Origin of the sequence: Curvibacter cyanobacteriorum (assembly GCF_028649475.1) — a bacterium.
Classification (GTDB): domain Bacteria; phylum Pseudomonadota; class Gammaproteobacteria; order Burkholderiales; family Burkholderiaceae_C; genus Curvibacter; species Curvibacter cyanobacteriorum.
The window spans coordinates 129,978-147,674 of sequence record NZ_JAQSIP010000010.1; the positions used below are offsets into that span (position 1 = coordinate 129,978).

Consider the following 17,697-nt stretch of genomic DNA (forward strand, 5'->3'; position numbering starts at 1 on the left):
CGCCCCCTCCACCCGGAGCAACCATGAACACCTTGCTGGCCCACCTGTCTGACCTGCACATCCGCGAGCCCGGCCGCCTGGCCTATGGCCGCCTCGACACGTCCTACTACCTGCGCCAAGCGGTGCAGCACCTGCAGCACGCGCGCCAAACCCCCGATGCGGTGCTGATCACCGGCGACCTGACCGACTTTGGTCGGGCCGCCGAGTACGCCCAGCTGCGCGACCTGCTGGCCCCCTTGCGCCAGCCGGTCTACCTGCTGCCCGGCAACCACGACGAGCGCCAGCAACTGCGAGCCAGCTTCCCGGACATGCCCTGGCTGGGCCGCGAGGGCTTTGTGCAGTACAGCGTGCCCGTGGGCGACCTGCAGCTCATCGTGCTGGACACCGTGGTGCCAGGCGAACCCCACGGCAGCCTGTGCGATGAGCGCCTGGCCTGGCTGGCCGCCGAATTGGAGCGCCAGCGCCAGCGCCCGGTGCTGATCGCCATGCACCACCCGCCGTTCGCCACCCTGATCGGCCACATGGACGCCATCGGCCTGCGCCGCGGCGGCCCGGAGCTTGAGGCCCTGCTGCGCCAACACCCCCAGGTGGAACGGGTGCTGTGCGGCCACCTGCACCGCAGCATCCAGGTGCGCTTTGGCGGCACGCTGGCCATGACGGTGCCCTCGCCGGCGCACCAGGTCTGCCTGGACCTGGCGCCCGACGCGGCCTCGGCCTGGACCCTGGAGCCCCCCGCCTACGCTCTGCACGCACTGCCCGATCAGGGCCCCCTGGTCAGCCACCTGGCCCTGTGTGGCCAGTGGCCCGGGCCCTACCCCTTCCACGACGAAGGCGGCTTGATCGACTGAGCCGCTGGCCTGGGGGCTGGGGCCCCCCGAGATTCACATTCAAAATCATTTAATTGATTTAATTCACTGAATCTCGATGGATATTTCAAAATACCCAATCAGGATTCAAATGAATTAATCTATTACAAGATAAATCAAGCCTTGTCACGTTAAAGTCAAGCCCCAACCAAAGAATGAAACGACTTTACCAGGAGGTCGTTTCATGCCACAAACCATCCAAAACCCCACCCTCGGCGAATACCAGGCCTTTCTGCTCGACGCCCTGCAGCGCAGCATTTTGTTTCTGGATGTTTTGCGCCGCCGCGGCAATCAACAAAGAATCAGCAGCGAAAACCCACACAGCCAGGTGCTGGATTACGCGAGCGAACTGATCCTCGACGGCCAGACCTTCGAGCGCCCCATCAGTTACGCCCTGCTGCGCATCCTGCCACCTGCCGGCACCGTGATCCAAGCCCAGGGTCGCCCGGTGATCGTGGTCGACCCCAGGGCCGGACAAAGCCCGGGCATCGGGGGCTTCAAACAGCAAAGCGAAGTCGGCGAGGCCCTCAACGCCGGGCACCCGGTTTACTTCATCGCCTTCAGCACCACCCCGGTGGCCAACGAAACCTTTCCCGATGTGGTGGCAGGCCAGGTGCGCTTGGTCGACGCCGTGGTGGCGCGCCACCCCGATGCGCCTCGCCCCCTGGTGATCGGCAATTGCCAGGCCGGCTACCAAAGCCTGATGGGGGCCGTACTGCGACCCGAGTTGTATGGCCTGTGCCTGCTGGCGGGCTCGCCCATGTCCTACTGGCAAGGCCAACGCGGCGCCGACCCGGTGAACCCGATGCGCTACAGCGGTGGCTTGCTTGGGGGCAGCTGGCTGGCGGCCCTGACCAGCGACCTCCATGCCAATGAATTCGACGGCGCCTGGCTGGTGCTCAATTTCGACAACCTGAACCCCGCCAATTGGCTGTGGAGCAAACAGTTCAATGTGTATGCCCAGGTCGATACCGAGGCCGAGCGTTACCTTCAATTTGAACGCTGGTGGGGCGATTTCATTGTCCTGAACGGCCCAACCATGAATTACCTGGTGAATGAGCTGTTCGTTGGCGACAAACTCACGCAAAACCAATTGACCAGCGCGGACGGGCAGGTATTTGACCTGCGCCAAATCAAAACCCCGATCGTGGTCTTCACCTCGCGGGGCGACAACATCAGCCCGCCGGCCCAAACCCTGGGCTGGGTGCTGGACCTGTACCCCCGCACCGAGGACCTGCAGGCCGCCGGGCAAACCGTGGTTTACTGCGTCAACCCCCACGTCGGGCACCTGGGGCTTTTTGTGTCGAGCCAGGTGGCGCGCAAAGAGGACGAGGAAATCCTGTCGAACCTGGACCAGATCGCACAACTCGCCCCCGGCTTGTACGAGTTGGTGATCGAGCCCAGGACCGCAGCGGATGAAGCCGCCCCCCCCGAAGCCGACCCGTTCGGTGTGCACGCCTGGCAAAGCCGCTTCGAGCCGCGCACGCTGGCCGACCTCGAGCAGTTCGGCCGCAACACGCCGCAGGAGCAAGCCGCTTTTGCCGCCGTCGACGCCCTGTCCCAGCGCAATCTGAAGGCCTACCAGACCTGGGTGCAGCCCGCCCTGCGGGCCTGGCAGGGCCCCTGGATCACGCCCCAGAGCGCCCGCGCCCTGCGCGAGCTGAACCCGCTGCGCCTCAGCTATTCGCTGTTTGCCGAAGCCACCAACCCCTGGATCAAAGCCCTGGCGCCGTGGGCCGACGAGGTGCGCCAGCGGCGGCAGCCGGTGGCCCCGGACAACCCGTTCTGGGTGGCACAGACCCAGGCCTCGGCGCACATCATCCAGAGCCTGCAGCAGTTCCAGAAGGTGCGCGACGAGGGGGTCGAGAAAACCTTCTTCCAGGTCTTCGGCGCCCCTTGGCTGCAAACCTGGCTGGGGGTCCACCCCGACACGTCACCCGACCCGCGCCTGCACCCCCAGGCCACGCCGGCCAAATCACCTGCCGCCCCCGCCACACCGACCGTGGCCCCCACCACGGCCACCGCCCAGCCCGCCCAAGCCGCGGCGCGCCACCCTCAAACCGCGCGCCACAGCGTGCCCAGCCAGCGCCCTGCGCGAAAGCCCCGGCGCTGAGCCCTGGCCCCGCCCCTGCCCGGGGGCGGGACCGCAGCATGGCCCGCGCCGGGCGCGCCGACGCGCCACCCGGTTCGGAGGCCACCGGCCCCAGCCCAGGTCAGCCCAGGTCAGCCCAGGTCAGCCCGTGCCAGCCTGCGGCAGCCCGTTCGGGGCGCGCCGGCAGGCCCCCATCGCTCTCCTTTTCGCTCACCTTTTAGCTCACCTCGTCGTTGAGCCCTTTTTCACCCCACCGGCCCCGGCCGAGAGGTTTTCAGATGCCCCAACACCCCGAACCCCACGCCGTCTTCAGCGCCGATGAAGGGGTCTGCGCCCAAGTGCAGCAACTGCTCGACCGCTGCAGCGCCCTGCCCCCCTTGATCACCGGCGTGGTCTACCCCTGCAGCGGCGACGCTCTGCGCGGCGCCCTGGAGGCCGCCGAGCGGCGGCTGATCCAGCCCGTGCTCTATGGCCCGCTCCCGCAGCTGCAGCAAATCGCCCAGGCCGAACAGCTCGACCTCAGTGGCTGCCGCTTGGTGGCGGCCAACAGCGCCGAAAGCGCAGCCCAAAGGGCGGCCCAGGACGCCGGCCTGGGCCAGGTGCAGGCCCTCATGAAGGGCAGCCTGCACAGCGATGTGTTCCTGCATGCCATCCTGCAGCACGAGCACCAGCTGCTCACCGGCCGCCTGCTAAGCCACTGCGCGGTGGGCCTCCTGCCGGGCTTCACACGCCCGCTGTTCCTCAGCGACGCGGCGCTCAACATCGCGCCCAGCACCGACCAAAAGCGCGAAATCTGCCAGAACGCGATCGACTTGGCGATCGCGCTCGGGGTGCGCCAGCCCAAGGTGGCTGTGCTGGCGGCGGTGGAGCTGGTCAACCCCCACATGCCAGCCACCCTGGATGGGGCCTTGCTGGCCAAGATGGCGGACCGCCGCCAGATCGTGGGCGCCCTGGTGGACGGCCCGCTCGACCTGGACGCGGCCATCAGCCCCGAGGCGGCCCGCAGCAAGCAAATCGATTCGCCCGTGGCGGGCCAGGCCGACATCCTGCTGGTGCCCGACATCGAGGCCGGCAACCTGGTCTACAAGGTCTGGAGCTTCATGGGCGCCGGGGTGACCGCGGGCCTGGTGCTCGGGGCCCGCGTGCCGCTGATCCTCACCAGCCGGGCCGACCACGCACCGTCGCGTCTGCTGTCCACGGCCCTGGCGGCCCTGTTGGCGCAGCATCAGGCCGGGGGCCCCGTGGCCTCCTCAACGCCCCAGGGGGTCTGACCATGGCCGCTGTGATGTGCATCAACGCCGGTTCGACCAGCCTGAAGTTCGCGGTCTACCACCTGGGGTCTGAATTGACGCTGTGCTGCAGCGGTCAGGTGCAGGACCTGCTGGCCCACCCCACCTTCGAGGCCCGGGGCGCCGACGGCCAGGCGCTGCACCCGGCGGGCTGGACCGATCCGGCCCCCCTGGACCACGCGCAGGCCCTGCAGCAGGTGCTGGGCTGGCTGCAGCGTCAGTTTCCGACGCTCGAGATCACCGCCGCAGCGCACCGCATGGTGCATGGCGGCGCGCGCTTTGACGCCCCGGTCGTGCTCGACGAGGCGGTGCTGGACTACCTTGAGGGCCTGTGCCCCCTCGAGCCGTCACACCAGCCCATGAACGTGGGCGCGGCCCGGGCGCTGATGCAGGCCCACCCCCAGTGGCGCCAGATCGCCTGCTTTGACACCGCCTTTCACCGCCACATGCCCGCAGTGGCCCAGCAGTACGCGGTGGCGCCCGCCTTGCAGGCGGCCGGTCTCCGGCACTGGGGCTTTCATGGCATCTCCTACGAGTACCTGAGCCAGCAACTGCAACAGCACTGGCCGCAGGAGCGCCGCGTCGTCGCCCTGCACCTGGGCGGCGGCGCCTCGGCCTGCGCCCTGCTGGACGGGCAGAGCGTGGACACCAGCATGGGCTTTGGCGCCTTGAGCGGCCTGCCCATGGCGACCCGCTGCGGCGATGTGCCGGTGGAGGGCGTGCTGTACCTGCTGCACCACCAACGCTTCACACTCGACGCGCTGTCGGACCTGCTGTTCAAGCAGTCGGGCCTGCTCGGGGTGTCGGGGCTCAGCAGCGACCTGCGGGTGCTCGAGGCGCACTGCGCCAGCCACGCGGCGTCGCGGCAAGCCATCGACGCTTTCGTCTACGCCGTGTGCAAGTACGTGGGCGCCTACGCCGCGGTGCTGGGCGGGCTGGACGCGCTGGTTTTCAGCGCCGGCATCGGCGAGCACTCGGCCCTGGTCCGGGCCGAGGTCTGCCAACGGCTGGGTTGGCTGGGCATCGAGCTCGACGACGCGGCCAACCAGCACAACGCCCCCTGCATCAGCGCCCCGTCCAGCCGCATCGCGGTGCGGGTCATCCCCACCGACGAGGACGGCATGATGGCCGTCCACGCACGCCGCCTGTTGATGCCGGACGCCACGCCCGGCCAGCCCCGCCCCGCCGCGGCTTCACCGCCCCTCGCCCCCCCGCCCAGCGCCGCCCCCCAGGAGGCTCCCCATGCTTGACACCCCCCAAGTCCCCATCGCCCCCAGCATCGCCCCACTGGGGGTCCACAAGCCCCGGCCGCACGCGCCAGCCGGGCGTGGCACGCACCTGCTGTTCTGGACCCTGCTGCTGGGCGGCCTGCTGTTCAGCGGCTACAGCGTGATGCAGGACATGCAGCGCAGCGGTGCGGCGGGGAGCATGCCCTGGCAGCCCTACCTGCTGCTGGGTTTGGCCCTGCTGATCGCCCTCGGCTTTGAGTTCGTGAATGGCTTTCACGACACCGCCAACGCAGTGGCCACGGTCATCTACACCCACGCCCTGCCGCCCAATGTGGCGGTCATGTGGTCGGGCCTGTTCAACTTTTTGGGGGTGCTCAGTGCCAGTGGGGCGGTGGCCTTCGGCATCATCTCGCTGCTGCCCGTGGAGCTGATCCTGCAGGTGGGCTCGAGCGCAGGCTTTGCGATGGTCTTTGCGCTGCTGATCGCGGCCATCCTGTGGAACCTCGGCACCTGGTGGCTGGGGCTGCCCGCGTCGTCTTCGCACACCCTGATCGGGTCCATCCTGGGGGTGGGGCTGGCCAATGCCTGGCTGCACGGCCGCGACGGGGCCAGTGGCGTGGACCTGCACCAGCTGCTGAAGGTCGGTTACGCGCTGCTGCTGTCGCCGCTGGTGGGGTTTGGCTGCACCGCGCTGCTGTTCCTGGCACTGCGCCGGTGGGTCAAGAACCGCGCGCTCTATGACGAACCCCAAGGCCAACGACCGCCGCCGTTCTGGATTCGCGGCCTGCTGGTGCTGACCTGCACCGGGGTGTCGTTCGCGCATGGCTCCAACGACGGCCAGAAAGGCATGGGCCTGATCATGCTGATCCTGGTGGGCACCGTGCCCATCACCTATGCGCTCAACCGCAGCATGCCCGCCGACACCGTGCTGCGCTTCGCGTCGGTGGCCCAGGTCAGCCAGCAGGCCTTGCTGGCCCAAGAGCCGCAGCCGGGGCCCGCCTTGCCGGCCCCCGAGGCGCGCCAGGTGCTCAGCACCTACGTGCGCACCCACCAGGCCACGCCCGAGTTGAACCGCGCGCTGGGCTCGCTGAGCGGCGACATCGGGCGGCAGATCAAGGCGCACGCCAGCCTGGCTGACGTGCCCCATGCCCAGGTGCCCAATGTGCGCAACGACATGTACCTGCTGTCTGAAACCATCCGGCTGCTGAAGAAAGACCCGCAGGTCCAACTGGCGCCCGACATCCGGCGTCAGCTTGACCAGTTCAAACGCGAAATCGACCTCGCCACCCAGTTCATCCCGGTGTGGGTCAAGGTGGCAGTGGCCATCGCTTTGGGTCTGGGCACGATGGTCGGCTGGCGCCGCATCGTGGTGACGGTGGGCGAGAAGATCGGCCGCACCCACATGAGCTACGCCCAAGGGGCCAGCGCCGAACTCACCGCCATGCTGACCATCGGGGCAGCCGACCTGTATGGTCTGCCGGTGTCCACCACCCATGTGCTGTCGTCCGGGGTGGCCGGGGCCATGCTGGCCAACCACAGCGGCCTGCAATGGGCCACCTTGCGCCACCTGCTGATGGCCTGGTTGCTGACGCTGCCTGCGGCGGTGGCCCTGTCGGGCGGGCTTTACACCCTGTTCGCACACTGGTTCTGACGCGAGGGCCCAGCGCGCCCCGGCGTGCGCGCCCAGTCGGCCTGGCCCCGGCCCTGGCGCTGGGGTGACCTACCGGCCCGGCAAAGCGCGCGCGGCCCCACCTGACGGGCACCCGCTTCTGTGCCAGCCCGCCAGAACCGGCGTATGCTCATTCGCTTGCTGAGCGAAACCCGGCGCCCTGGGGCGGCGGGTCGCCCCGCCAGGCGCGTGGTGTGCCTGGCCACCAAAGAAGAAGCCTGGGTTCATGAAGCACTTGTTGAATTTGTTGGCCGCCGTGGCCTTGCTGGTCTGGGGCACCCACCTGGTGCGCACCGGGGTGCTGCGGGTGTTCGGCGCCAACCTGCGTCGCCTGCTGGCACACAACCTGAGCAACCGCTTCAGCGCCGCGCTGGCCGGCATCGGGGTCACCGCCCTGGTGCAGTCGAGCACGGCCACCTCGCTGATGACCTCGTCCTTCGTGGGCCAGGGCCTGATCACGCTGCCCGCGGCACTGGCCGTGATGCGCGGCGCCGACATCGGCACCGCCTTGATGTCGGTGCTGTTCTCGATCGACCTGTCTTGGCTGTCGCCGCTGTTCATCTTTGTCGGCGTGGTGCTGTTCCTCTCGCGCCAGGCCAACACAGCGGGGCGCGTGGGGCGCGTGCTGATCGGGCTGGGGCTGATGCTGATGGCCCTGGAGATGGTGGTGCAGGCCAGCGGCCCCATGCTGGCCTCGCCGGTCATCAAGGCCATGCTGGACTCGGTGACCAGCGACATCCTGCTCGAAATCACCCTTGGCGCGGTGCTCGCGGTGCTGGCGTACTCCAGCCTCGCCATCGTGCTGCTGATCGCCGCCATGGCGGCCTCGCATGTGGTGGCCATGGACGTGGCGCTGGGCCTGGTGCTCGGGGCCAACCTGGGCAGCGGCCTGCTGGCGGTGCTGACCACCGCGCGCTCGGCCATCGCCGTGCGCCAGGTGACGCTGGGCAACCTGGTGTTCAAGGCGCTGGGCGTGCTGCTGATGGCGCCGTTCGTTGGGCTGTGGATCCGCCACCTGCAGCCCCACATGCCTGGCGCCAGCGAGGGGGTGGTGCTGTTTCACCTGGGCTTCAACCTGATCATCAGCGTGGGCTTCATCGGCTTCACCCAGTGGGTGGCCCAGGCCGTGACGCGCCTGCTGCACACCCAGGAGGCCAACCCCAAGACCCAGCGCCCGCAGCACCTGGACCCCTCGGCCCTGTCGACCCCGGCACTGGCGATTTCGTGTGCGGCCCGGGAGGCCCTGCACCAGGCCGATGTGGTGGAGACCATGCTGCGGGGCGTGATCGACGTGCTGCGCCACAACGACCTCGAGCTCTCACGCGAGTTGCGCCAGCGCGACGACGAGGTGGACCAGCTCTACTCGGCCATCAAGTACTACCTGACCAAGATCTCCCGCGAGGCCCTGGGCGAGGAGGAAAGCCGGCGCTGGACCGACATCATCAGCTTCACCATCAACATGGAACAGATCGGTGACATCGTCGAGCGCGTGCTGCTGGACATCGAAGACAAGAAGATCCGCAAGGGCGTGGCCTTCTCAGACGCCGGGTTGGCCGAGATCACCGAACTGCACGAGCGCCTGCTCGACAACCTGCGCCTGGGCATGAGCGTGTTCCTCAATGGCAAGCTGCGCGACGCACAGAAGCTGCTCGAAGAAAAGGCCCGCTTCCGTGACCTGGAACGCGCCTATGCGCACACCCACCTGGGCCGCCTCAGCGAGCAGAGCATGCCCAGCATCGAAACCAGCTCGCTGCACATCGACCTGATCAGCGACCTCAAGCGCATCAACTCGCACATCTGCTCGATCGCCTACCCGATCCTGGACTCGGCTGGCGCCTTGGCGCCCAACCGGCTGCGCCCGGTGAGTTCAGACACGCCCCCGGTCTGAAGCCCGGGGCGGCGCGCCGGCGTGTTGTTCAGTCGCCTGCGGGCAACTGGGCCTGGGCCCGCGCGGCGTAGCGCTGGGCCAGCACGGCGCAGACCATCAACTGCATCTGGTGGAACAGCATCAGGGGCAGGACGATGGCGCCCACCGCGCTGGAGGCAAACAGGACCTTGGCCATCGGCACGCCGCTGGCCAGGCTCTTCTTGGAGCCACAGAAAACGATGGTGATCTCGTCCTCCTTCGAGAAGCCCAGGCGCCGCGCCAGCCAGGTGGTGCTGACCAGGGCCAGCGCGAGGATCACCGCGCACACCAGCAGCAGGCCCAACAGCGACGGCAGCGGCATGTCCTTCCACAGGCCCTGGATCACGGCCGCACTGAAGGCGGTGTAGACCACCAGCAAGATCGAGCCCTGGTCCACCAGCTTGAGCACCGAGGCACGGCGCTTGACGACATCACCGATCCAGGGGCGCATCAGGTGGCCCATGACAAAGGGCAGCAGCAGTTGCAACATGATCTTGCCGATGGCCAGCAGCGGGTCGCCCCCGGCCGCGTGGCGCTGCAGCAGCAGGCCCACCAGCACCGGGGTGATGAAGATGCCCATCAGCGTCGAGGCCGAGGCACTGCACACCGCAGCAGGCATGTTGCCGCGCGCCATGGCCGTGAAGGCAATCGCCGACTGCACCGTGGCGGGCAGCGCGCACAGGAACAGCACGCCCAGGTACAGGTCGGGCGTGACCAGGGGTTCAAGCACCGGGCGCAAGGCCCAGCCCAGCAGCGGGAACAGCACAAAGGTGCTGGCCACCACCAGCAGGTGCAGGCGCCAGTGGCCCAGGCCGCTCAGCACCGCCTCGCGTGACAGCTTGGCGCCATGCAGAAAGAACAACAGGCTGACCGCGCCCACGGTGAGCCACTCGAAACCCTGCGCCACCGCGCCCGAGGCCGGCAGCACGCTGGCCAGCACCACGGTGCCCAGGATCGCGAAGGTGTAGTTGTCAGGGAGAAAACGGGAACGCGCCATGCGGCCTCCAAACAGGTGGGTTCCGCGCCATGCCGAACCCAGGGCTGCGATTAAGCCTGAGCGCGATTCAAAAGTGAAATGCATTTCACTGATGGATTTATCATGCCGACTCATGAATGTCACCCTGCGCCAGCTCCAGGTCTTCCAGTCGGTGGCCGCCACCCGCAACTTCAGCCGCAGTGGGGCCCTGATCGGGCTGACCCAGCCCGCAGTGAGCCGCTGCATCACCGAGCTGGAGGGGCAGCTGGGCCTGAAGCTGCTGAACCGCACCACGCGCGAGGTCGAGCTGACCGAGGCCGGCCGGCGCCTGGCCGCGCGCCTGGGCCAGGTGCTGGAGGACCTGGACAGCGCGCTGCAGGACGTGCAGGGCATGGCCACCGAGCGCCGCGGCCGGGTGCGTGTGGCCAGCAGCCCCACCCTGTCCGCCAACCTGATGCCCGAGTGCATTGCCCAGTGCCGCCACCGCCTGCCGGGCCTGCAACTGGTGATGCTGGACCGCATCCAGCACGACGTGCTGGACAGCGTGTGTTCGGGCGAGGTGGACTTTGGCGTGGTGATCGACCCCGGCGAGCGCGACGACCTGCACAGCGAGGCCATCCTGTCCGAGCCCTTCTGCCTGGTCTGCCTGCCGGGGCACCCCTTGGCCCAGGCCCGGCAGGTGGCGTGGACCGACCTCGCGGGTCAGTCACTGGTGCTGCTGGACTACGCCTCGGGCAGCCGCCGCCTGATCGACCGCGCGCTGGACAGCCAGGGCGTGCACTGCGACAACGCCCACGATGTCGGCCACCCGACCACCATCTTCCGCATGGTCGAGGCAGGGCTGGGCCTGTCGGTGGTGCCCACGCTGGCCCTGCCCCCGAGCGGCCTGCCGGGGCTGGTGGTGCGCTCGCTGTGGCCGCGGGTGGACCGCAACATCATGCTGGTGCACCGCAAGAACCGCGCGCTGAGCCCGCTGGCCGAGGCGGCCTGGGCGCTGATCCGCGAGGTGGCACACCAGCGTCAACCGGTGCTGCAAGGCTGAGGCCGACGCCACCAGTCGGGCCGCCGACGCGGCAGCGGCAGCGGTGGCCGCAGCGGCTCAGAGGCCCAGGGCCTCGGCGGCGATCAGGCTGGCTTCGAGCGTGAATTGCCCGGCCTTCAGGCGGGCCAGCAGGTCTTCGCGGCTCACCAGCTCAAACTGCGCCACCTCGCCGTCCTGGTTGCTGGGCTGCACGCCCTCGGGCAGGGTGGCCTGGTACCAGTCGATGCGCTCGATCATGTAACCTGCCCCCCCTGCCTCGGTGCTGGGGCGGCGAAAGTTGACATGCCCGCCATGCACCAGGTCGCTGAGCTGGTCGAGGCGCAGACCGGCCTCCTCCCAGGTTTCACGCGCCAGCGCCTGCGAGACATCGTCCTCGGCCGACACCATGCCGCCCATCAGGGTGTCCCACAGGCCGGGGTCATTGGGCTTGTTCAGCGCGCGCTGTTGCACCCACATGCGGCCATCGGGCGCCCAACCCACCAGGTGCACGGCCTGGGTGGCCAGGCCCAGCACGCGCACGGCCCCCCGCTCGATGGTGCCCAGGCGCCGCGCCGCCGGTCCCAGCACCCCGAGCTGCTCGTCGCGCCAGGGGCCGCACAGCTGGGCGTCCCGCAAGGCCAGGGCCAATTCGTTGAGGCTGCTGGTGATGTCCTCGGGGGCACAGTCCAGCTGCCAGACCGGGCCGCGCGGCGTGTCTTCACGTTGCAGCGGCAAGTGGGGCGCGAGGTCGGCGACAAAGGTCAGCACCTCGTCTTCGACCGAGCCAATGGTCAGGCCCGCCACCTGCACCGGCAGGCGGGGTTGGCGCGGCGCCTGTTGGGCCGCCGCGCGGGCCCGGGTCAGCCAGGCCGGGGTTCTCACAGCGTGAGGATGGTGCAGCCAGTGGTCTGACGGGCTTCGAGCGCGCGGTGGGCGGCCTGCACGTCCTCGAGCTTGAAGCGCTGCTCGATGTGGATCTTCACCTCACCGCTGAGCACCACCTTGAACAGGTCGTCGGCCATGGCCTGGGTGCTTTCGCGGGTGGCGATGTGGGTGAACAGGGTCTGGCGGGTGACGTACAGCGAGCCCTTGTTGCCCAGGCTGCCCGGCGCAAACGGCGGCACCGGGCCCGAGGCGTTGCCAAAGCTGGCCATCAGGCCAAACGGGCGCAGGCAGTCGAGCGACTTGTCCCAGGTGTCCTTGCCCACCGAGTCGTAGACCACCTTGACGCCGCGGCCACCGGTGATGTCCTTGACGCGGGCGGCAAAGTCTTCGCGGCTGTAATTGATGGCATGGGCCGCGCCATTGGCCAGTGCCAGGGCGCACTTGGCGTCCGAGCCTGCGGTGCCGATCAACTGCAGGCCCAGGGCCTTGGCCCATTGGCAGGCAATCAGGCCGACACCGCCCGCGGCCGCGTGGAACAGGACATGGTCACCGGCTTGCAGGCCTTCGACCGGCAAGGTTTTCTTGAGCAGGTACTGCGCGGTCAGGCCCTTGAGCATCATGGCGGCGCCGGTCTCGAACGAGATGCCGTCGGGCAGCACGCAGACGCACTTGGCCGGCATGACCCGCACCTCGCAGTAGCTGCCCGGGGGCTGACTGGCGTAGGCCGCGCGGTCACCGACGCGCAGGTGAGTGACCCCCTCGCCCACCGCTTCGATCACGCCCGCGCCTTCCATGCCCAGGTGCAGGGGCATGGCAAACGGGTACAGGCCGCTGCGCTGGTAGACGTCGATGAAGTTCAGGCCGATGGCATGGTGGCGGATGCGCACCTCGCCCGGGCCGGGGTCGCCCACTTGAACGTCCACGATCTTCAGTTCTTCGGGGCCACCATGCTGGTCAATGCGTACGGCTCGGGTCATCTCGGGTCTCCGGGTTCGGGTTCTGTGAAAGGCGTCAGGGCCCGCTCCAGAACACCTGAAGCGAGGCGGCGCCGCACACAGCGCCACGGCGCAAGACGGCCCCGATGGTGCCACGAATTGCAGGCGCTTGCAGTCAGCCGACCGCGCGCGCGCCGCCCAGCCTGTACAGTGCGCAGCCATGGCCAACCGACTGACTCCTTCCACCATCACGCTGCTCACCCTGCCCCCCTTGCTGTGGGCTGGCAACGCCGTGGTGGGCCGCGTGGTGCACGAGCTCGTGCCCCCGATGACTTTGAACTTCCTGCGCTGGGTGATCGCCTTCGTGCTGCTGCTGCCGCTGGCCGCCCCGGTGCTCAAGAAAAGCAGCCCGCTGTGGGCCCACTGGCGCCGCTATGCGGTGTTGGGCCTGCTGGGCGTGGGCTGCTACAACGCGCTGCAGTACCTGGCCCTGCAGACCTCGACACCCATCAACGTGACGCTGGTGGGCTCGAGCATGCCGGTCTGGATGCTGACCGTGGGCGCGCTGTTTTTTGGCGCCCCGGTGGCGCGGCGCCAACTGCTGGGCGCCCTGCTGTCCATCCTGGGGGTGCTGCTGGTGTTGAGCCGGGGCGAGTGGGCCCAGTTGATGGCCTTCAAGCTGGTGCCTGGCGACATCTTCATTTTGCTGGCCTCGATGGCCTGGGCCTTCTACAGCTGGCTGCTGGTGCGCACGCGCGAACCCGAGGGCGTGCGCGGTGACTGGGCGCAGTTCCTGATGGCACAGATGGTGTTCGGCCTCGGGTGGTCGGGCCTGTCGGCGGGGGGCGAATGGGCCCTGACCTCGGCCCACATCGTGTGGGGCCCCACCCTGCTGGCCGCGCTGGCCTTCATTGCGCTGGGCCCGGCGCTGCTGGCCTACCGCTGCTGGGGTGCCGGGGTGCAGCGCGCCGGCCCCGCGATGGCGGGCTTTTTCATCAACCTGACCCCGCTGTTTGCGGCCCTGATGTCCACCCTGTTCCTGGGCGAGCACCCGCAGCTGTTCCACGCGCTCGCGTTCGCGCTGATCGTGGCGGGCATCATGGTGTCGGCGCAGCGCTGAGGGCGCTGCGCCGGGGCGGCCGGGGTCGGGCCGGGCGCCTTAATAGGTGCCTGGGTAGGCACCGCCGTCGGGCAGGATGTTCTGCCCCGTCAGGTAGGCCGCGTGGGTGCTGCACAGGAAGGCACAGATGGCGCCAAACTCATCCGGGCGGCCATAACGACCGGCGGGGATTTGCGCCTGCTGGCTGGCGCGGATGGCCTCCACGCTTTGACCGGTTTTCTTGGAAGCCGCGGCCAGGGTGGTGGCAATGCGGTCGGTGTCGAACTTGCCGGGCAGCAGGTTGTTGAGGGTCACGCCCTTGGCGGCGATCGAGCTGCGCGCCACACCGGCCACAAATCCCGTCAGGCCGCTGCGTGCGCCGTTGCTCAGGCCCAGGATGTCGATGGGCGACTTGACCGAGCTCGAGGTGATGTTGACGATGCGGCCAAAGCCCCGCTCGGCCATGCCGTCGATGGTGGCCTTGATCAGCTCGATCGGCGTCAGCATGTTGGCGTCCAGCGCCTTGATCCAGGCCTCGCGGTCCCAGTCACGGAAGTCACCGGGCGGCGGGCCCCCGGCGTTGGTGACCACGATGTCGAAGTTGACGCCGGGACCACCAGGCACCGCGAACAGCGCAGCCCGCCCGGCTTCGGTGGTCACGTCACCGGCCACCGCCAGCACCTGCGCACCGGCCGGGCGCAGCGGGTCGGCCAACAGGCGCTCGGCCGCGGCCTGCAAGGCCTCGGGACCGCGCGCGCCGATGACCACGTTGACGCCCTCGCGTACCAGCGCCTGGGCGCAGCCAAAGCCCAAACCCTTGCTGGCGCCACACACCAAGGCCCACTTGCCTGCAATGCCCAAATCCATGCTGATGCTCCTGTTGGTTCTAACGGTTGATTCGATGGGCGCTGATGATACGGTCGCGCCGCGCCGCGCGCTGTGGCCCCGCCAGAGCACGTTGGGGCCTGCGGGTTAAGGCCCGCACGGGCTCAGCGCCGGCCTCCGCGAGTGAAGATGAAAATGCCCGCCAGCACCAGCACCGAGCCCACCGCCACCCAGGCGGTGAACGGCTCGCCCAGGATCAGCACCCCCATCAGGATGGTGGACATGGGGCCCACCATGCCGGTTTGCGCGGTCAGGCTGGCACCGATGCGCTCGATCGCCATCATCACGATCAGCACCGGCACGGCCGTGCACAGCGTGGCGTTGAGCACCGACAGCCACAGCACCTCGGGGGCCACCGCGGCGGCCGACATCGGGCGCAGCAGCACAAACTGCAGCAAACAGCACAGGCAAGCCACCGAGGTGGCCAGACCGACCAGGCGCAAGGAACCGAGGCGCTGCACCATCTCACCGCTGTAGACCAGGTACAGCGCGTAGCTGACCGCGCTCAGGAACACCAGCAAGGTACCCCAGGCGGCCTGGCCGCCCTGCAACTGGATCTCATGGCCAAACACCAGCAAGACCCCGCTGTAGCTGACCGCCATGCCCGCCAATTGGCGCCAGCTGATGGCCTTGCCATAGAGCACGCGCCCCAGCAACAGCACCAGGGTCGGGTTGAGGTACAGGATCAGGCGCTCCAGGCTGGCACTGATGTAAGCCAGCCCGGCAAAGTCCAGAAAGCTGGCCAGGTAGTAGCCGCTGACGCCCAGACCGCCAATGCCCAGCCAGTCGCGCCGGGTCAGGGGGCTGGGGCGCTGCGTGCCCTGGCGGTAGGTGCCCCACCAGGCCATGCCCAGGAAGATGGGCAGGGCGAACAACATGCGGTACATGATGAGCGTGACCGCATCGACCCCGTAGCGATAAGCCAGCTTGACGATGATGGCCTTGCCGCTGAAGGCGATGGCGCCCACGGTGGCCAGCACCAGCCCGAAGGCAAACTGGCGGGAGGCGTCGCCCGAAGCGGGCGCTGAGGAGGAAGACAAAAGAAAACCGCTTTCTGGGGCCCGCCCTCAGGCAGGCCCAGGGACCAGGTTGAAAAGGCTCAGAAGCCGGCGGCCAGGCCGTCGCGGCGCGGGTCGCTGGCGACCACATAGCCTTCGACCTTCGGGTCGCCCGCGCGCCAGATGAACTGGCCTGCGCCAAAGTCCTGGTAGGAGTCGTTGATGACCTCCATCACATGGCCGCGCTCGGCCAGGCCTTGCACGGTGTCGCTGCGCAGGGCGGACTCGACGTTGATCTCCAGCCCAGCGTTGTAGCGCCAGCGCGGGGCATCGCAAGCCGCCTGCGGGTTCTGGCCGTAGTCGAGCATGCGCACCAGGGTCTGCATGTGGCCTTGCGGCTGCATGTTGGCGCCCATCACGCCGTAGCTCATGACCGGCTGGCCGTCCTTGGTCAGGAAGGCCGGGATGATGGTGTGGAAAGGCCGCTTGCCCGGGGCCACCAGGTTGGCCGGGTTCAGGGCGCCAGCATCCAGGCTGAAGCCATGGCCGCGGTTTTGCAGGCTGATGCCGAATTGCGGCTCGACGCAGCCCGAGCCGAAGCCCATGTAGTTGCTCTGGATGAAGCTGACCATCATGCCGTTCTCATCGGCCGCCGTCAGGTAGATGGTGCCGCCCTTGACCGGGTTGCCGGCGCCAAAGTCCTGCGCTTTCTTCATGTCGATGAGCTTGGCACGCGAGGCCAGGTAGGCGTCGTCGAGCATCTGCTCAGGCGTGACTTCCATCGACGAGGGCTCGGCCACGTAGCGGTAGACGTCGGCGAAGGCCAGCTTCATGGCCTCGATCTGCAAGTGCTGCGAATCGATGCCATCGACCGGCAGCGAACCGATGTCGAAGTTTTGCAGGATGCCCAGCGCGATCAGCGCGGCAATGCCCTGGCCGTTGGGCGGGATCTCGTGCAGGGTGTAGCCGCGGTAGTTCTTGCCCAGCGGTTTGACCCATTCGGGGCGGTAGTCTTCAAAGTCACGCGCGGTGACCGTGCCGCCGTGCTGGGCCGAGAAGCGCTCGATGGCCTGGGCGATCTCGCCGCCATAGAAGGCCGCGCCGCGGGTGTTGGCGATGGCGCGCAGACCGCGGGCCGCCGACTGGAACTGGAACAGCTCACCGACCTTGGGCGCCCGGCCCCAGGGCAGGAAGGCGTCGGCAAAGCCCGGCAGACCGCGCAACTCGTCGGTGGCGGCGGCCCATTTCTGCTGCACCACCGTGGGCAGCAGGTAGCCGCGCTCGGCGATCTCGATCGCGGGCTCCATGAGGTCGGCGAAGGGCAGCTTGCCAAAACGCTCGCTCAGGGCGACCCAGCTGCTGACGGCGCCCGGCACGGTGACGGCGTCAAAGCCGCGCTTGGGCGGGTTCTTGGCGTCGGCGCCGTACTTGCGCTTGAAGTAATCGGGCGTCCAGGTCTGCGGTGCGCGACCCGAGGCGTTGAGGCCATGCAGCTCCTTGCCGTCCCACAGGATGCAGAACGCGTCGCTGCCCAGGCCGTTGCTGACCGGCTCGACGATGGTCATGGCGGCGGCGGCCGCCACGGCGGCATCCACCGCGTTGCCGCCCTTCCACAGCATGCGCAGGCCGGCCTGGGCGGCCAGCGGGTGCGAGGTGGACACCACATTGCGGGCAAAGACCGGCAGTCGGGTGCTGAGGTAGGGGTTGGCGTAGTCGAAGTTCATGAAGTCACACCAGGAAGTTGGGGGTTGCGCAGAGCGCCCCGGGGCCGCCACGGGCCCTGGGGCCGAGACCGCACAGAGTCAAAAATTATCGCACCGAGGGGCCCGCTGCGGGGGACGCCGGGC

14 protein-coding genes are annotated in these 17,697 nt (G+C 68.5%); 8 read left to right on the forward strand and 6 right to left on the reverse strand.

Annotated elements, in window-relative coordinates:
- The first annotated feature begins 23 nt into the window (after positions 1 to 23).
- From PSQ40_RS18405 to PSQ40_RS18430, 6 genes are all read left to right on the forward strand, one after another.
- Positions 24 to 848: a phosphodiesterase gene (locus PSQ40_RS18405; RefSeq protein ID WP_273953346.1), complete on the forward strand. Its 825-nt coding sequence runs from the start codon at positions 24 to 26 to the stop codon at positions 846 to 848.
- 202 nt (positions 849 to 1,050) lie between these two features.
- Positions 1,051 to 2,979 (forward strand): DUF3141 domain-containing protein, encoded by a 1,929-nt coding sequence (locus PSQ40_RS18410; RefSeq protein ID WP_273953347.1) that lies wholly within the window; start codon positions 1,051 to 1,053, stop codon positions 2,977 to 2,979.
- A gap of 257 nt (positions 2,980 to 3,236) precedes the next feature.
- Positions 3,237 to 4,229 (forward strand): bifunctional enoyl-CoA hydratase/phosphate acetyltransferase, encoded by a 993-nt coding sequence (locus PSQ40_RS18415; RefSeq protein ID WP_273953348.1) that lies wholly within the window; start codon positions 3,237 to 3,239, stop codon positions 4,227 to 4,229.
- Positions 4,230 to 4,231: 2 nt separating this feature from the next.
- Positions 4,232 to 5,497 carry an acetate/propionate family kinase gene (locus PSQ40_RS18420; protein ID WP_273953349.1) on the forward strand — a complete coding sequence of 422 codons (1,266 nt, stop codon included), beginning with the start codon at positions 4,232 to 4,234 and terminating at the stop codon, positions 5,495 to 5,497.
- Positions 5,490 to 7,127, forward strand: a complete 1,638-nt coding sequence (locus PSQ40_RS18425; protein ID WP_273953350.1) for an inorganic phosphate transporter — start codon at positions 5,490 to 5,492, stop codon at positions 7,125 to 7,127. The genes PSQ40_RS18420 and PSQ40_RS18425 overlap by 8 nt, the downstream gene beginning before the upstream one ends.
- 244 nt (positions 7,128 to 7,371) lie before the next feature.
- Positions 7,372 to 9,033 (forward strand): Na/Pi cotransporter family protein, encoded by a 1,662-nt coding sequence (locus tag PSQ40_RS18430; RefSeq protein ID WP_273953351.1) that lies wholly within the window; start codon positions 7,372 to 7,374, stop codon positions 9,031 to 9,033.
- 28 nt (positions 9,034 to 9,061) lie between these two features.
- On the opposite strand, the gene PSQ40_RS18435 is transcribed toward PSQ40_RS18430, so the two are convergent.
- The gene (locus PSQ40_RS18435) at positions 9,062 to 10,048 is read right to left on the reverse strand and encodes a bile acid:sodium symporter family protein (protein WP_273953352.1); all 987 of its coding nucleotides are present in this window, start codon (positions 10,046 to 10,048) and stop codon (positions 9,062 to 9,064) included.
- Between the two features lie 112 nt (positions 10,049 to 10,160).
- Between PSQ40_RS18435 and PSQ40_RS18440 the strand changes: the two genes are divergently transcribed.
- The gene (locus tag PSQ40_RS18440; RefSeq protein WP_273953353.1) at positions 10,161 to 11,069 is read left to right on the forward strand and encodes a LysR family transcriptional regulator; all 909 of its coding nucleotides are present in this window, start codon (positions 10,161 to 10,163) and stop codon (positions 11,067 to 11,069) included.
- 57 nt (positions 11,070 to 11,126) lie between these two features.
- Here PSQ40_RS18440 and PSQ40_RS18445 read toward each other — a convergent pair whose 3' ends face one another.
- Positions 11,127 to 11,930 carry an NUDIX hydrolase gene (locus tag PSQ40_RS18445; protein ID WP_273953354.1) on the reverse strand — a complete coding sequence of 268 codons (804 nt, stop codon included), beginning with the start codon at positions 11,928 to 11,930 and terminating at the stop codon, positions 11,127 to 11,129.
- Positions 11,927 to 12,910: a quinone oxidoreductase family protein gene (locus tag PSQ40_RS18450; RefSeq protein ID WP_273953355.1), complete on the reverse strand. Its 984-nt coding sequence runs from the start codon at positions 12,908 to 12,910 to the stop codon at positions 11,927 to 11,929. Before PSQ40_RS18450 ends, PSQ40_RS18445 begins: the two co-directional genes overlap by 4 nt.
- Positions 12,911 to 13,088: 178 nt before the next feature.
- On the opposite strand from PSQ40_RS18450, the gene PSQ40_RS18455 reads away from it, so the two are divergent.
- Complete coding sequence (locus tag PSQ40_RS18455) at positions 13,089 to 13,988, forward strand: DMT family transporter (protein WP_273953356.1); 900 nt, start codon at positions 13,089 to 13,091, stop codon at positions 13,986 to 13,988.
- A 39-nt stretch (positions 13,989 to 14,027) separates the two neighbouring features.
- On the opposite strand, the gene PSQ40_RS18460 is transcribed toward PSQ40_RS18455, so the two are convergent.
- The 3 genes from PSQ40_RS18460 to PSQ40_RS18470 form a co-directional block, all read right to left on the reverse strand.
- Complete coding sequence (locus PSQ40_RS18460) at positions 14,028 to 14,834, reverse strand: SDR family oxidoreductase (protein WP_273953357.1); 807 nt, start codon at positions 14,832 to 14,834, stop codon at positions 14,028 to 14,030.
- Positions 14,835 to 14,956: 122 nt separating this feature from the next.
- A complete protein-coding gene (locus PSQ40_RS18465) occupies positions 14,957 to 15,892 on the reverse strand; it encodes a DMT family transporter (protein WP_273953358.1) in 936 nt (311 codons plus the stop codon).
- 59 nt (positions 15,893 to 15,951) lie between these two features.
- Positions 15,952 to 17,574, reverse strand: a complete 1,623-nt coding sequence (locus PSQ40_RS18470) for a gamma-glutamyltransferase family protein (RefSeq protein ID WP_273953359.1) — start codon at positions 17,572 to 17,574, stop codon at positions 15,952 to 15,954.
- Positions 17,575 to 17,697 lie beyond the last annotated feature (123 nt).